15 protein-coding genes, 1 other RNA gene and 1 pseudogene are annotated in these 15,127 nt (G+C 32.1%); 2 read left to right on the top strand and 15 right to left on the bottom strand.

All coding sequences use genetic code 11. The features are described 5' to 3' along the window. Nucleotides 1–34: 34 nt before the first annotated feature. From TA89_RS07320 to TA89_RS17975, 3 genes are all read right to left on the bottom strand, one after another. A complete protein-coding gene (locus tag TA89_RS07320; RefSeq protein WP_040212188.1) occupies nucleotides 35–1,435 on the bottom strand; it encodes an aminopeptidase in 1,401 nt (466 codons plus the stop codon). Nucleotides 1,436–1,527: 92 nt separating this feature from the next. Further along, nucleotides 1,528–2,445 carry an HPr(Ser) kinase/phosphatase gene (hprK, locus tag TA89_RS07325; protein WP_040212189.1) on the bottom strand — a complete coding sequence of 306 codons (918 nt, stop codon included), beginning with the start codon at nucleotides 2,443–2,445 and terminating at the stop codon, nucleotides 1,528–1,530. A 21-nt stretch (nucleotides 2,446–2,466) separates the two neighbouring features. Then, nucleotides 2,467–2,643 (bottom strand): DUF896 domain-containing protein, encoded by a 177-nt coding sequence (locus tag TA89_RS17975; RefSeq protein ID WP_082023874.1) that lies wholly within the window; start codon nucleotides 2,641–2,643, stop codon nucleotides 2,467–2,469. A 314-nt stretch (nucleotides 2,644–2,957) separates the two neighbouring features. Here TA89_RS17975 and TA89_RS07330 point away from each other — a divergent pair, with 314 nt between their 5' ends. Further along, entirely contained in the window at nucleotides 2,958–3,188 is a 231-nt protein-coding gene (locus TA89_RS07330; protein WP_040212190.1) for an aspartyl-phosphate phosphatase Spo0E family protein, read from the top strand. Between the two features lie 104 nt (nucleotides 3,189–3,292). On the opposite strand, the gene ssrS is transcribed toward TA89_RS07330, so the two are convergent. The 5 genes from ssrS to helD all read right to left on the bottom strand — a co-directional run bounded on the left by ssrS (nucleotide 3,293) and on the right by helD (nucleotide 8,016). Beyond that, nucleotides 3,293–3,476: non-coding RNA, 6S RNA (gene ssrS / locus TA89_RS17980), on the bottom strand. Between the two features lie 43 nt (nucleotides 3,477–3,519). Continuing rightward, nucleotides 3,520–3,915 (bottom strand): hypothetical protein, encoded by a 396-nt coding sequence (locus TA89_RS07335; RefSeq protein WP_040212191.1) that lies wholly within the window; start codon nucleotides 3,913–3,915, stop codon nucleotides 3,520–3,522. Between the two features lie 41 nt (nucleotides 3,916–3,956). Next, a complete protein-coding gene (locus TA89_RS07340) occupies nucleotides 3,957–4,208 on the bottom strand; it encodes a DUF1292 domain-containing protein (RefSeq protein ID WP_040212192.1) in 252 nt (83 codons plus the stop codon). 234 nt (nucleotides 4,209–4,442) lie between these two features. After that, nucleotides 4,443–5,615 carry an FprA family A-type flavoprotein gene (locus TA89_RS07345; RefSeq protein WP_040212193.1) on the bottom strand — a complete coding sequence of 391 codons (1,173 nt, stop codon included), beginning with the start codon at nucleotides 5,613–5,615 and terminating at the stop codon, nucleotides 4,443–4,445. A gap of 100 nt (nucleotides 5,616–5,715) precedes the next feature. After that, on the bottom strand, nucleotides 5,716–8,016 hold the full coding sequence (gene helD, locus TA89_RS07350) for an RNA polymerase recycling motor HelD (RefSeq protein WP_040212194.1): 2,301 nt from the start codon (nucleotides 8,014–8,016) through the stop codon (nucleotides 5,716–5,718). Nucleotides 8,017–8,152: 136 nt separating this feature from the next. Between helD and TA89_RS07355 the strand changes: the two genes are divergently transcribed. Further along, nucleotides 8,153–9,001 carry an SDR family oxidoreductase gene (locus TA89_RS07355; protein ID WP_052447361.1) on the top strand — a complete coding sequence of 283 codons (849 nt, stop codon included), beginning with the start codon at nucleotides 8,153–8,155 and terminating at the stop codon, nucleotides 8,999–9,001. A gap of 23 nt (nucleotides 9,002–9,024) precedes the next feature. On the opposite strand, the gene TA89_RS07360 is transcribed toward TA89_RS07355, so the two are convergent. The 7 genes and pseudogenes from TA89_RS07360 to TA89_RS07390 all read right to left on the bottom strand — a co-directional run. Further along, a complete protein-coding gene (locus TA89_RS07360) occupies nucleotides 9,025–9,546 on the bottom strand; it encodes a hypothetical protein (protein ID WP_040212195.1) in 522 nt (173 codons plus the stop codon). Nucleotides 9,547–9,655: 109 nt separating this feature from the next. Further along, nucleotides 9,656–10,828, bottom strand: a complete 1,173-nt coding sequence (locus tag TA89_RS07365; RefSeq protein WP_040212196.1) for a DUF4097 family beta strand repeat-containing protein — start codon at nucleotides 10,826–10,828, stop codon at nucleotides 9,656–9,658. 5 nt (nucleotides 10,829–10,833) lie between these two features. Then, nucleotides 10,834–11,592 carry a hypothetical protein gene (locus TA89_RS07370; protein ID WP_040212198.1) on the bottom strand — a complete coding sequence of 253 codons (759 nt, stop codon included), beginning with the start codon at nucleotides 11,590–11,592 and terminating at the stop codon, nucleotides 10,834–10,836. Nucleotides 11,593–11,796: 204 nt separating this feature from the next. Next, nucleotides 11,797–12,246: a hypothetical protein gene (locus tag TA89_RS07375; protein WP_040212199.1), complete on the bottom strand. Its 450-nt coding sequence runs from the start codon at nucleotides 12,244–12,246 to the stop codon at nucleotides 11,797–11,799. A gap of 94 nt (nucleotides 12,247–12,340) precedes the next feature. After that, entirely contained in the window at nucleotides 12,341–13,369 is a 1,029-nt protein-coding gene (locus TA89_RS07380; RefSeq protein WP_052447362.1) for an LCP family protein, read from the bottom strand. A gap of 171 nt (nucleotides 13,370–13,540) precedes the next feature. Continuing rightward, a complete protein-coding gene (locus TA89_RS07385) occupies nucleotides 13,541–14,182 on the bottom strand; it encodes a V-type ATP synthase subunit D (RefSeq protein WP_040212200.1) in 642 nt (213 codons plus the stop codon). 1 nt (nucleotide 14,183) lies between these two features. Beyond that, a pseudogene (locus TA89_RS07390) lies at nucleotides 14,184–15,127 on the bottom strand (V-type ATP synthase subunit B); the annotation flags it as partial.

Genomic DNA, 15,127 nt, shown 5'->3' on the forward strand with positions numbered 1-15,127 from the left:
GGAATAAAAAATTATATTCCGGATTTTTTATTTACTATTCTTCTATCAAGAATGCATGATACCCCTTCATGGTTTCGTATATGTCCGCTTTGCTTGCTACTTCCCAAGGAGCATGCATATTATGAAGGGCAACACCGCAGTCTATAACTTCCATGCCGTATTGAGCAAGTATATAAGCTATAGTTCCTCCGCCTCCCTGATCCACCTTTCCAAGTTCAGAAGTCTGCCATACTATACCATGCTTGTCCATAATTCTTCTGATTTCAGCCATGAACTCAGCATTGGCGTCATTACAGCCTGACTTTCCTCTTGCTCCGGTATATTTATTAAACACTATACCTCTGCCGAAATAAGCAGCATTTTTCTTCTCCATAACTGAAGGATAATTAGGATCAAAAGCTGCGCTGACATCTGAGGATAGCATTTTAGAATTAGCCAGGCATCTTCTTAATTTAAGCTCGCTGCTGTTGCCTAATCGGTCCATAATTTCAGCCACAGTATTTTCAAAGAACCTTGACTGCATACCTGTAGCCCCAACGCTTCCTATTTCTTCTTTATCTACAAATATAGATACTAAGGTTTTCTTAGATGGCTTTGCATCTATGATAGCTTCAAATGAGGTATAAGCACAGATTCTGTCATCATGTCCATAAGCCATAATCATGCTTCTGTCCAAACCGTAATCCCTTGCTTTTCCTGCAGGTACTACTTCAAGCTCTGCAGATATGAAATCATCTTCTACAATGTCATACTTTTCATTAAGAAGCTTTAATATATTATATTTTACTTTTTCTTTTACATCCTTATCTTTTATAGGCATACTTCCAACCAATATATTAAGGTCTTCCCCTTCTACTACCACGCTTCCTTTTTTGGTAAGCTGATCTTGAGATAGATGGACCAATAAATCAGATACACCTATAACAGGATCATTTTCGTCCTCTCCTATTACTACCTTTAGAACTGTTCCATCTTTTTTAGCTATTACTCCATGAATAGCAAGAGGAATAGTAACCCACTGATATTTCTTTACTCCGCCGTAATAATGAGTTTCCATTAATGCAAGATCAGAGTCTTCATACAAAGGATTCTGTTTTAAATCCAGCCTAGGTGAGTCTATATGAGATCCCAATATTCTCATACCATTCTCCATGTCCTCAGAGCCTATTATAAACATAATCAAGCCTTTTCCTTTATTATTAGCATAAACCTTATCCCCTGGTTTTAGAGTCTCTTTGTTATTGATAGTTTTCTGAAGGTTTTTAAACCCATTTTCCTCTGCAAGTTTTATAAATTCATCTACACATTCTCTCTCAGTTTTACAAGCTGACATAAAAGCTTTGTATCTTTCCCCTAATTGAAATACTTCCTTTACCTGTTCGTCAGTGTAATTTTCCCAAGCATTTACTGTTTTCTTTGTAAGCTCAATACTCATTTTACCCCTCCTTTTAGTCATAATATAATTCTACAATATTTATAAATCCTTTACAAATAAAAAAATAAGACTTAAGGTTATTCCCTTAAGCCTTAATCTAATTCTCTCATTAATTTTTCCATTCTCTGATCTATTATATCTACCGGAGAAATATCAGACATTAAGCTGTATCTATAGTTAGCCGCTGCTGCTTCAATTATTACCGCAACGTTTCTTCCCGGTCTGATTGGTACTGTAATCTTTTTAACCTTAACATTTAATATATCTACATAGTCATTGTTTAAGCCAAGCCTGTCATAGCTTCCATCATCTTTCCAGTGCTCAAGGTGTACCACCAACGTTATAGTCTTATTAGGCAGTACAGAGCTTAGCCCATATAATGCAGATACATCTATTATTCCCATACCTCTCACTTCAAGCATACCAAAGGTAATCTCAGGGGCTATACCCTTCAGTACCCCGTCAATCTCTCTAATATCTACTGCATCATCTGCAACTATTCTATGTCCTCTTTTAATCAGTTCCAGCGCTGTTTCACTTTTACCTATACCACTTTCTCCGGTGATAAGCATTCCTATACCGTAAACATCTACCAAAACACCATGAAGCCTTGTTTCCGGAGCCATTTTATCAGCGAGATAAATTGTCAGTTTACTGATAAATTTTGTTGTAATCATATTAGTTCTTAAAACCCATGTGTTATTCTTTACAGCATTTTCAATCACATCGCTATGAGGCTCCAGTCCACGAGTTATAATTAAACAACTGGTTTTAAATGAAAAAAACTTTGTTAGCCTTTTTCTTCTAATTTCAGGAGTCATATCATCAATGAAGCTCCATTCAGCTTTACCTATAACTTGAATTCTTTCAGGGGCATAATAATTATAAAAACCCGCTAGCTGAAGACCAGGTCTATTTATATCCGAAACAGTAATAGTTATGCCTTTTTCACCTTGAACTAACACCTCAAAATCAAAGTCCTTTATTAACTTTTCCACAGTTACTGTCATTATAATCTTCCCCTTCTACTACTAATTTGAGCCTTTTCTTTCTATCCCATTAAGTTGAGATCTTAAATTGGTCTTAACCCTTTCTATGTAGATTTTTCTAAGGCTCTGCTGTTCCTCCAGCTCTTCTTTTGTTAATCCTTCTTCTTTACTCTTCTTATAAAGGAAATTTATTCTTTCAGTTAATTTTTCTATCTCCATTTTATACTCTCCTTATTTTCCAAATCAAGCATTATTGTAACTTTCTAACTATTATATATCATATCTATAAAAATTTATATTATTTTTTGATAGTTTTCGCCAATTTAATATATTTCCTAGTCAGTTAATTCAACACCTTAAGCCAATTACCATATTTTTACATTTATATAAATAACAACTTATTTATTGTATTATAGAAATTTTTATACTTTTATGTAGTAAATTGACGTGGAAAAACTTTTTATTTTATTGGTAACTTTTGTTAAAATATATGTACAGAATTAATCTTCACAGGATAAAAACGGAGGTAACATATGAATATAAATTTTTTAAAATTTAAAATAAAAACAGTTAGAAAATTGATGTATTTACTTTTAGAATTTTTAAAGCCTTCCAATAAATATGTCGTAGTATGCAGTCAAATTTTGGACAAGCTCATTGTTGAATATCAGATGTTATCTATAAGCATTAATCATAAAAAATACGTCCATCAAAGGATTATCTCAAAAAAATATAAGATAAAACGACTTCGAAGGGTATCCTAGTCTCTTAATTTCTAAAATGTAAATTAATGTCACCACCCCTGGGGTGCTTCCATTTAATAGCATAAAAATTGCCTCACATAAGTGAGGCAATTAAATTTGCTTTTATTTATCCCAACATGCCGTCACGCCCATAAATTCATACCTGCACTTCGCAGGTGGGTTTCTCTCATCCTACTTCTGCCTACTGCATCAAAGCTATGTGCAGCCTGACATCCATAGAAATGTCGAAAATCCCGTATCAATTCTGTAGGTTGAATACTATAAGCTTCGCGGACATCTCAGGATTTATATTATTATTATAACATAAATTCTTATAATTTCAAGTTAACAACTACAATCCAATTTCTTCTAGAATACTTTCTATATCCAGTTCATCTTTTTCTGAAAATGCTATTATAAATTCATTATAATCATAATTATTTATATCTATATCATAAGCTACAAATTGAGCATTAACTTCAAATTCTTCCATAGCTTCTTCAATAGTCTGACCAGCATTATCCACTGCCAAATCGCTTAAGTATGGTAAAAAGAATTCAGAATACCATTCTTCGCTTTCTGCCTCATAATCGCTTTCATCTGAAGAATAAGCTTTGGCAGCTTTAATTTCATCTTCATCAAAGTCATAGAAAGCTCTTAAAAGCAAAGCTTCACCCTTATATTCAATTTCTTCTACCTCTGAAAAATCATTATCCAATAAATATTGTTTTATTTCATTTATATCCATAATTACACTAATCTAAAATGATTAGTTCCACCTCCTAAAAATTAGTCTTTTTTGTATAGTAAATTTTTATATTCCTTCTTTACATTATTAAACTCCTCATCATCTTCCACTAAATTGTACTCTATACCGCTCTCTTTATTATCAACTCTGAATACATATGCATCATCTTCAGAGCCCTCTAGTGGAGCAAGTATAAGGTATTCCATCTCCTCTAAATATATCCTTGCCACTGCCTCAAGTTCAACTAAATTTCCCTCTTCATCTTTAAACTTCATAATCTCTCTATCATCCACTAAGCTTTCTTCCTTTCAATAAATGCTATTTGTTTATGATATTACCATAAATTATATATGTTTTTCAACAACATATATTCAGCTTTCATCTTATAATTAACTATAATTTCAAAAATTATATTGATATAATATCATTAACTTTTAGCTATACCTAATTCTAACTTCAATATCAGATAAAAAAAAGAGGTGACCCCGGCATAACTAAAATTCTCTGCCGGGTATCATCTCCTTCTATTATTTAACCAAAGCAATAAATTTATTTACAAATTCATCTGCATTTTTATAATCCTCTTCTGAGGGAACAAATGCAAATTTAAATCCTGGCTCTACTGTTTTAAGCTTCAAGCTCTTCATTCTTTCTGTAAGCATAGGAACTCCTTCGCCGGTCCAACCATAAGAACCGAAAGCCCCACAGGCTTTACCTCTATTAATTATAGGACTTACAAGGCTTAATAAATCCCATGCAGGTTTTACAGCATCCTGATTTATGGTTGGAGATCCTATTAGGAAACCGCTGCTTTTTTCAATTAATTGCGCAGCTTCTGAAATATTCATAGAAGTTATTTCATGAACTTCAGCTTTAATTCCATTATCACTAATTCTTTTTCCAAGGTACTCAGCTACTTTTTCGGTGTTGCCATAGGCAGAAATATAAAATATTTGAATATTTTTTTCTGCTTTTTCTTCTGTAGCCCAGTTTCTGTATAAATCAAGATATTTATCAACATCATTTACATGTACAGGTCCGTGGCTTGGTGCCATTATTTCTATTTCTTTATCTTTAATTTTTTCTAAAGCTGATAAAACGAATTTTTTAAATGGTCCCATTATAACATCAAAGTAATATTTCATTTCTTCATAATAGTCGTCGCTGAAATTATCATCAATTTGTTTTTCCGGGCAGTAGTGACAACCTGTAAAATCGCAGGTAAACATAACCTTTTTATTTTCTATATAAGTAAAAATCGTATCAGGCCAATGAAGATTTGGAGCGCTTATAAAGCTTAATTCATTTTTACCTAGTGATAATTTTTCTCCTGCTAACTCATATTTAAAATCTGTATTTAATATATTTTTTAAATAATTTATTGCAGCTCTTGATCCAATTACTGTTGCCTGAGGATAGTCCTTTATAAGTTCAATCAAAGAACCGCTGTGATCCAATTCTGTATGCTGCACTATAATATAGTCAATAGCTCTATCTCCAATCACTTCTTTGATATTTTCTTTAAATTCCTGGTAAAACCTGTCTTTTACAGTATCTATAACAGCAATCTTATCATCCTTAATTAAATAGGAGTTATAAGTAGTTCCTTTTTTTGTTTCCATTATAATATCAAATATCCTTAATTCAGAATCCTTAACACCGATCCAATAAATATCATCCTTAAGCTTTTTTACTGTCATATTATCACCTCTTAAGATATTCTTAGTAATTTTTTTATAATTACCGTTAATATTTTAACATAAAGTAAACACCATTCCAACTTTTATCTATAAAAGCATTTTATCTTATTAAATCTTTTATTAATGTAGAAGGGGATTTCTTATAAACAATATATTCTTCATGGAGAGCTCTGGTAAGAGCAACATATAAAAGTCGGGTATCCTGAGGATTCATATCGTAAACCCCCTCGCTGCAATGGTATATTACCGTACAATCAAACTCCAGTCCTTTTGTCATATAGGAGGGAATTATCATATTAGACATATCAATATCCTTATCCTTCTCTCCTATTATTCCCCAATTATATCTGCTGTATTTATTTAAATTATCCCTTATATTCCTGCAGTCTTTTTGATTTTTGCATATTACCGCAGTACTGTTTTTTCCAGCCTTATGAAGATTGCTTACAATATTATCTATTAACTCTGACAAATCACTGTAGTTTGTAAATTTAATAAACTCAGGCTCTTTTCCATGTCGTAAAACCGGAACCGCAGGTTTAATGTCTGAATCTTGAAGTTTAAGCACCTTATTAGCAAGATTTATAACTTCAACTGTAGATCTATAGCTCTGGGTAAGAGGCATAAAGGATGCATTGTTTTTAAATACCTCTTTCATAACCTTATCCCAGGAATTTATTCCCTTGTAGTAATAAATTCCCTGACCGATATCCCCTACAATAGTCATTGAATCTAGGTGAGTAAAGGCTCTTATTACGTCCAATTCAAATAAGCTGTAATCCTGAGCTTCATCTATTACGATATGAGAATATTTGTTTTCATCCTCTATCCCCTGGATAACTATTTTAAGATACAGCATTGCACACAAATCTTCGCTGTCAATATATCCGGAGTTAATGTTGTCATTGAAGCTTTTTTTCATATATTCCGCTAGTACTTTTGGAATTTTTCCTGAGGTTGCCTCCATAAATAAATCTTCGTCATTAAAAAAGCTGCTATATAAATCTATGATGTTTATATTTCCCCAATTTATAAAATAATCATCAAAATTCTTTAAAGTCTTATCTTTAATAGCCTTTTTAACAGAATCCCTCTCATCATATAACTCTATAAGTCTTTTTCTTCTTTCAATTCCGTCTTCCATGGTTTTCTTTGTGCGGGCTATAAGATATTCATATTGAAAATCGCTTTTATCCTGTAATTCCTTTATCCTGCCCTCTAGCTTAGTCTTTAGATACCTCTTTATCTCATCTTTTCTCTTCTTTATAGGCAAGTGACTTAAATCCTTTAAAAATAATCTGTTGATTTCTTTTCCTTCAAAGATGATACTGCTTTCAAAGGTCATATCTTTAATGAATCCTAGATTTCTTTCAGTTATTCTTACCACTCTATTCATTATTTCTTTATAAGCTAAAGACCCCTTTATCCTGCTGGTATTGATAATATACTTATAATCATCCATACTGCTGTCCTCAAGTAATCCAGCAAGCTTTTTATCTTTGGAAAGTATCCTGTATTTGATTTTCAGCACATCTTTAGCCAAGTTTTCCAGGGTAGACTGCTTAACACTCTCCACTCCTAAGCTTGGGAGCACTTCAGATATATAATCTAAAAAAATCATATTAGGTGCTATTACTAATATATCTTTACCTGATATGTTTTCTTTATATCTATATAATAAATAAGCTAATCTGTGGAGAGCTACAGTAGTTTTTCCAGAACCTGCTGAACCCTGTACTATAATCGGAATGTTTTTTTCTGCCCTTATAATTTCATTCTGCTCTTTTTGTATAGTTGCTACTACATCCTTCAGTTTTTTACCGGTACTTTCCTGGAGATTTATCCTTAGAAATTCATCTACTAAAGCCTCCTCCCCAGTATTTGATTTTATTATTATTTCATTTATTCCCTCGTCAAAAATATCCTGAATCTCGCCTTCTTTAAAAAGAAACTTTCTCTTTAAGGTAAGTTCTCCGCTTATGATTCCGTAGGGTGCTTTATAATAAGCTTCACCTCGAGTTCCGCTATAGTATAAATCCGCTATGGGAGCTCTCCAGTCAATAACCTTTTCCTCTCCTGTATCCTCATCACCTAATGAAAACTTACCTATATAAAGACTTTCTACGCTGTGTCTGTATTCTCTAAAATCAATCCTTGCAAAATAGGGTTGTGGAAATACCTCATTATAATTAATATAATTTTTTTCTGTTATGTTATATATGTTGGTTATAGTTTCAAGTTCCTCATTATAGCTTCCTCTTGAAGCTTTCTTAAGTTCTTTAAGCCTTTTTCCCAGATTCTCTCTATACTTATTAATGGATACTATTTTATTGCTTAACCATTGCCTTAACACAATTAAATTGTTTTTTTCCTCTAAAATGTTTTTTTGCTTCGAATCCATATGCTTCACCCCGCAACCTTTAAATATAGCATAGGATATAATTATAAAATTTCCCTAAAAATATGTCAATTAAACCTCTACTATGTACATATACTTTACTATACGGCTTAAAAATAAATAATTTGAAGGTGATAAAATGAATATTATTATTACTGGAGCTCATGGTAATCTAGGATCTTATATGGCAGATTATTTCTCCAGACTTAATAATGTAATAGCTCTGGGAAGAAAAAATCTTAATATAGTTGAAAAAGATAATGTATTTAATACCATAAAAATGATGCACCCTGATTTAGTTATTCATAACGCCTCCATTAATGATATGGATCAATGTGAAGGGGATGAAAATTTAGCCTATACTGTAAACACTATAGGTTCATTAAATATAGCTTATGTGTGTTCTCACCTCAATATCCCTTTGGTTTTTCTATCCTCCAGTTATGTATTTAACGGCAAAAAAAATAAACCTTACTATGAAACTGATTTTTGCGATCCTATAAATACTTTTGGTAAAACCAAATTAGCTGCGGAAAAACTCATAAGGACTATATGTAAAAAATACTTCATCATCCGTACTTCATGGGTATTTGGAGGAAGTATGTGTTATATAAATAAAGCTCTTAACAATAAATCCAAAATAATTATGAGCAGCTCAGAAATATTAAATCCTACCTATATAAAGGATTTATGCAGTTGTATTGAAGTAATCATAAAAACTGATTTTTATGGTGTATATAACTGTGTTAATTCCAATTACGCTACAAAAAAAGATGTGCTTCAATATGCATTTGAAATTGCAGGAATTGATAAAAAGGTTATGGACTTACCTGAAAATTATTTAGATAACTCTCCTCCAAGACCAAAATATACACCTTTAAATACCTCTCTCATAAATAACTGCTTTAACCTTTCCATGCCCTCCTGGCAGGAAAGAGTAGAGGAATACTGCAGATTCAGTCCTCATTATAAATATATAAATCAATAAATAAAGCTTCCCTAAGGGAAGCTTTATTTATTGATAGAAACATTCTCATAGAATTTTTTTCCTGTAGCTTTATCTAAAGCATTGGATAATATATAGGTAATGGTGCCGTCTACTCCATGATGCACAACAGTTCCTAAAGCTACTACCACTAGAAGTTTATATAAGTCAAAACCATACCAGGGAAGCACGGATAATAGCTCCAGTCCTCCATGTATAGGTGCTGTTATAGCAATAATACTTATAAAATTTACTCCTTTTTTAAATAGTTTTGCCCCTACAAATCCTACTACTATATGGGTTGCTGCTCTTGCTACAATCCATGGCGCACTTCCTGCTATAAAAAATCCAACCGTGGATCCTATTCCAACTATTACAGCAGAAAAAGGTGAAATCATCATTGATAAAAACAGCGGTAAATGTGATAAAATTGTTGCTGAAAAAGGACCTATCTCGATCCTTAAGAATCTGAACTGAATAGGTATTATTATTGATATTGCAATTAGTAATGATGAATAAGTCAGTAATTTAATGTTTTTGTTTTTCATATTATCCCCCTTGTATACTGGTGTATATACATCAGTATACATCAGAGCAACCAATATGTAAATATAATAAGTTAGAAAAGAGAGCTATGGGTATCCATAACTCTCTTTTCTAATTGCTGATTTCAATACTTCCATTATTATTTAGTATGGTAAAATTAGCCGGACCTTCTCCTAACTTTTCCTTTATACTGCTTCCGCTTTCAGATTTATTTATACTTAAAGGAAAATCTGTTCTAATAATCCCTAACTTAGTTTTACAGTTAAAATCACCCTGTTGATTTTCGGGAAGTATCACTGAAACCTTTCCTAAATTGCTTGTTATTCTTAGACTGTTATTAAATATTTCATTAGAAATAAATTCAACAGTTCCATTATCATTATTAATAATAACTTCTCCTTTTAAATCTTCGGTATTAATAGATCCAAACTTACCGTAGAGTTCTGATTTACCTTCAATGTTTTCCGCATAGATTTTTCCATTGCTGTTTTCTATCTTTACATTTCCTATAACCTGAATACAATCTGTAGCACCAAATTTATTATCGATATTTACATTTCCTTTTATATTTTCTACAGATACCTTACCGGCATAGCTTAGGATATTGATATTCGAAGAAAGATTAACCACATTAGTTTCCCCGTAATTATTATGAATTTCTAATGCTATATTTTCAGGTACCTTTATAACATAATCTACCGAGACATTTTGAACCTCATGCTTTGGAAAATCCATAAAATGTTTGATATTTAAAACCTTACTGTCTTCTATTATTATCACCTTTTCAGATTTCTCTTTAGCTATATCTAAATTATCAGTTTTAAACTTAACAACAGCATTTATAGTTATTTTATTATCCTTTACAGATTCAACAAAAACCCTTCCAACAGCGTCATTAATCTTTAATTTTTCTCTGCCCTTTGCATCAAACACGTATTCTTTATTAAAAGAAGTGTTGTATTTAAATGAGCTTCCTATTTCATTTTCAAAAAAATTCAAACCATAATATATTCCCTTGTTTACTATCTGAGCTCCTGCCATAAACAGCAGAATTAAAACTATAAAGGTTATGCTCACTCCATCAAACTTTACCTTAGTATTTTCATTTTTAGGCATTAAAGAGTATATTAGAATCTCTATTCCCAGCATAATTAAAATTAACGGCCACCACTTAAATAATGAGCTTAATAGAGAAATTCCTGTAGCAGAGGAATAAATCCATAGTATGCCAATTAGTATTAATAAAACACCAAGAGATATACTCCCCACCTTCCACTGACGCATTTTGTTTACACCTTCTTTCTTATTTTATTGGATAAAATCAATTTTACACCAATAAATATTAAAAGCATTGACATTATTCCTTCTCTTAAATAAGAATAAAACTGTCTTAATAATCTTGTATCAATAAATTCTATTGCAATCCTATTACCTATTATGAAGATTCCACATAGTATGAAAATAATTCCGATATAAAGCATATAAGAGTTTTTAAAAACTGAAACAGCTTTCTCTGAGTTGTCTTTTCTTTCATAGTTTCTTCCATATTCTGATATATTAATTATACTATATAGTATTACAAGCACCAATATAAGTGAAAATAGGGGCAAAGGAATGATAGAATTAATTAAATAAATCAAGAAAAACAAGGATAGAATTCTGCAGCCTTTTTCCTTATCCTCCATATATATGTGTCCAAGACCCGGTACCAAGCACAGAATTAATGCTAAGGTCTTTTTATTTTCTCCTGAATGCAAGTCTTCACTGTTATACTCTTTACCTGCATCTATTATGCCTTTTATCCTAAAAACATCATAAATGGAATAAATCCACAGTACCGCTGTGGCAAAAAATACTATTTCACTATAATTCGTTCCTGTATTGCCGTAATAATAAGCAGGATAATATGAGCTTGTAAGATTTGCAATAAGCAGATATCCGATAAATGAAAATAAAAATAATAGTCCCCTAGTTGAATTTCCTAAATACAGGTGTCCTGCACCGGGAATCATTGATAATATTAAAGTTTTAAATTTACTTTTATGCATAAATAACTCTCTCCTCTATATAATTTTTCTATGCAATATAATCCTATGTCATAAACCTTAAGAATTATTAAATATATATCTTAATTATTTCTTAATAAATATATATTCCTTTTAAATTTGAAAACCAGATTCCGTTATATTTTCAGAAAAAAAGCTGATGCAACCCTACATCTAAGGTTTTTGCATCAGCTTTTTTAATTGCCATTATACTTTGCTTATATTTAAAAGAAGCATTTTCAATATAAACAAATCCTTATGCATATTCTTTTTATTCGTATAAATGTAGATATAAGAAGCATTTCCATTATCTAAATATCCGTAAAGCATATCTACTCCTCTATCTTTTTCCGACTCTATTCTATATATTCTGCATTTACCTAAAACCGTATTTATTTCTTCTACAAAGGTATCCTGAGAAAATATCAAATTAGAATTTTCCAGAAAGAAACCCCCGGTTAAAACTTCCCCTTTATAGAATCTTATGTGATTGCTTTGCTCATTATATTTTTCTGCAGTCCAATCTCTTGGAAGCTCCATAGAGTATGTATAATCCTTAATCTTAAATTTATAAGAATTGTTATCTGCAGCAGATGCTTTTACATTGAATATTAATATAAGAATAAAAGTAGTAGCGATAATTTTATTTATTTTCACTTTTATCATCCCTTCTATATTCATAGAAGTAGTATTTACATATTTAAGAAAAATAATACAAAAAAGCTGCTGCAGTGCAGTAGCTTTTTTTGTATTATTTTGAATTAATTTTATAAGGTGCTAAGGATCTTCTGAAAGCACTATAATCAAACTCTTTAGGATTAGGGGTTTTATCATCAAATATAAATTCTTTAAGTATTTTAGAATTTTGCTCCTTATCCATAATAAAAACCCATCCTTTATTAGTGTATTCTCCTCCCCATGTAAGCTGCTCTACAGGTATGGACAGACTCTCAATATTAGAATTATTAATAGAGTAAGCGGTATAAGCAAGATTTAATATAGTTGTCATACCGAGGTTAGTCTTTACATAGGGTAAAGTGGATGATAATATTTTAGGAAACTTCAAAGGGCTGGTTTCTTTCAGCTTATCTACAAGTCTTGAAACTACCATTCTCTGACGGTTATCCCTTTCAGCAGTGGTTCCATTACCTACTTTTCTTATTCTGGAGAAACTTAAACTCTGAGACCCATTTAGATGCTGATATCCAGGATTTTTAATAAAGTCCGCTTCACTGCCTCCGGCATCCAATATAAACTTGTTAAGCTCATTTATTTCATTAGCCTTTACTTCAACATCGATTCCGCCAAGAGTATCAATAATACTTTTAAAGCCTTCAAAGTTAACTATCACATAATTATCTATTTTAAGCTTAAAATTATTTTCTATTGTTTTTTCCAGAAGCTGAGGTCCCCCATAAGCAAAGGCAGCATTAATTTTTTGCTCAGAGTGTCCTGGAATCTTTACATATGAATCTCTCTGAATAGATGTAGTTTTGATCTTCTTATGAACATTGTCAATAGTAAGAATCATTATGCTGTCTGCTCTTGAAACATTCTCCCCCGGTCTTGCATCACTTCCTATAAGAAGTATATTTGTTATACCTTTTACTTCATCAAGATGAAGTTCTTCCTCCTTTGTATTCCCTGTTCCAAAATTATATTCAGGCTCTTTTCCTACATGCGAACCCCTATAAAAAGAATAAATATAGTATCCTACAAAAGATATAATAAATAATACAATGGACATTAAGCTTATTAATATAATTTTTTTCTTACTCATATGGATTGCTCGCTTTCTTTAACTTTTATGATACAAATTTAATAATACTCTAGTTTTATTAAATTTTCAATTGATAAATCACTCTTTACATAAATAATATACGAAAATTAATTTGAAAAATTCCGATAAAAATTCTCTTTAAAAAATCATAAAAGCTGCCTTAGGCAGCTTTTATGATTTTTCTTCAATGAGGGTTTTAACTTTCATAAGTCTTGTTAAAGCCCCTCTTTCATTTTCATCCATCTTCATTCGGATATATTTTATGGTTTCCTCAAGCTGAGGAATAGTCATGTATTCTAATGCATTAACCCTTCTTCTGGTCTTTTCAATTTCATCAGACATTAACTGACAGGCTTTCTCAACTTCTGCCAATTCCAAAAGCCTTGGTAGAATATCGTAAAGCTTTCTGATAGCATCATCTAAATCAGAGGAGGTATTAGCAAATCCATAAGGATAGATACTTCCCTCATCACCTTCAAGTTTTCTTATGAAATTCATTACCGGAACATTAACACTCATTATATTTTTCTTGGATACTTCCACGGTAATATGCTCTTTCGGCATAGCTATTGCTTCTTCTAGGAACTCAGAGCTCATTACAGCCCTAGCCATAACAAAATCTTTTAAAGAAGCCTGAAGCTCATCTTCAACGGATTTTCTCAATTTATTATTATGTTTTATCATACTAATAAACTGCCTCATAAGCTCATCCTGTTTATCTTTTAAAAGCTTATGACCCCTGGTAGCTGTGGCTAATCTTTTTTTAAGCCTTGTGAGTTCCATTCTAGTTGGATTCACATTTAGCTTTGCCATATTATTCTTCCTTTCCGCTTTCTGTTTCCAAATACTTTTCTAAATACTCATCACGTATTCTCTTAAGCTCAGTTCTGGGTAATATATTCAATAGCTTCCATCCAAGATTTAATGTTTCCTCTATAGTTCTGTTTGCAGTAAATCCTTGAGCAACATATTCTCTCTCAAAAGCTTCAGCAAATTCTGCATTTTTCTTGTCTGCATCTGAAAGAGCAGATTCTCCCAATATAGCAGCCAGTTCTTTAGCCTGTTTTCCCTGTGCATAGGAGGAAAAGAGCTGGTTCATAGTATCCGCATGATCTTCTCTGGTTTTTCCTTTTCCTATACCTTTATCCTTTAATCTGGATAGTGAAGGTAAAACATCTATTGGAGGCATTACACCTTTCTTGTAAAGCTCTCTGGATAATATTATCTGTCCCTCTGTAATATAACCGGTAAGGTCAGGAATAGGATGAGTCTTATCATCCTCAGGCATGGTCAGTATAGGTATCTGCGTAATAGAGCCTTCTTTCCCCTTTAATCTTCCTGCTCTTTCATAAAGAGTTGAAAGGTCAGTATAAAGATATCCAGGATATCCTCTTCTTCCGGGAACTTCTTTTCTAGCTGCTGAAACCTCACGAAGAGCCTCACAGTAGTTAGTTATATCTGTCATAATAACCAATACGTGCATTCCTTTTTCATAAGCCAGATACTCTGCTGCAGTTAACGCCATTCTGGGAGTAGCGATTCTTTCTATAGCAGGATCATTAGCCAGATTCATAAAAAGTACCGATCTGTCTATGGCTCCGGTTCTTGTAAAGTCATCTACGAAAAACTGAGCTTCTTCAAAAGTTATACCAATAGCAGCAAAAACAACAGCAAATTTCGAATCGGAATTAAGCACCCTGGCCTGCCTTGCTATTTGNGCTAGCAAGCTCAGCATGAGGAAGACCGGATCCGGAAAAC

The organism is Clostridium polynesiense, assembly GCF_000820705.1.
Taxonomy (GTDB): Bacteria; Bacillota; Clostridia; order Clostridiales; family Clostridiaceae; genus Clostridium_AA; species Clostridium_AA polynesiense.

Coding starts and splice junctions, on each gene's coding strand:
- TA89_RS07320 (WP_040212188.1), bottom strand. CDS start 1,435: ATGAGTATTGAGCTTACAAAGAAAACAGTAAATGCTTGGGAAAATTAC.
- hprK (WP_040212189.1), bottom strand. CDS start 2,445: ATGACAGTAACTGTGGAAAAGTTAATAAAGGACTTTGATTTTGAGGTG.
- TA89_RS17975 (WP_082023874.1), bottom strand. CDS start 2,643: ATGGAGATAGAAAAATTAACTGAAAGAATAAATTTCCTTTATAAGAAG.
- TA89_RS07330 (WP_040212190.1), top strand. CDS start 2,958: ATGAATATAAATTTTTTAAAATTTAAAATAAAAACAGTTAGAAAATTG.
- TA89_RS07335 (WP_040212191.1), bottom strand. CDS start 3,915: ATGGATATAAATGAAATAAAACAATATTTATTGGATAATGATTTTTCA.
- TA89_RS07345 (WP_040212193.1), bottom strand. CDS start 5,615: ATGACAGTAAAAAAGCTTAAGGATGATATTTATTGGATCGGTGTTAAG.
- helD (WP_040212194.1), bottom strand. CDS start 8,016: ATGGATTCGAAGCAAAAAAACATTTTAGAGGAAAAAAACAATTTAATT.
- TA89_RS07355 (WP_052447361.1), top strand. CDS start 8,153: ATGAATATTATTATTACTGGAGCTCATGGTAATCTAGGATCTTATATG.
- TA89_RS07360 (WP_040212195.1), bottom strand. CDS start 9,546: ATGAAAAACAAAAACATTAAATTACTGACTTATTCATCATTACTAATT.
- TA89_RS07365 (WP_040212196.1), bottom strand. CDS start 10,828: ATGCGTCAGTGGAAGGTGGGGAGTATATCTCTTGGTGTTTTATTAATA.
- TA89_RS07370 (WP_040212198.1), bottom strand. CDS start 11,592: ATGCATAAAAGTAAATTTAAAACTTTAATATTATCAATGATTCCCGGT.
- TA89_RS07380 (WP_052447362.1), bottom strand. CDS start 13,369: ATGAGTAAGAAAAAAATTATATTAATAAGCTTAATGTCCATTGTATTA.
- TA89_RS07385 (WP_040212200.1), bottom strand. CDS start 14,182: ATGGCAAAGCTAAATGTGAATCCAACTAGAATGGAACTCACAAGGCTT.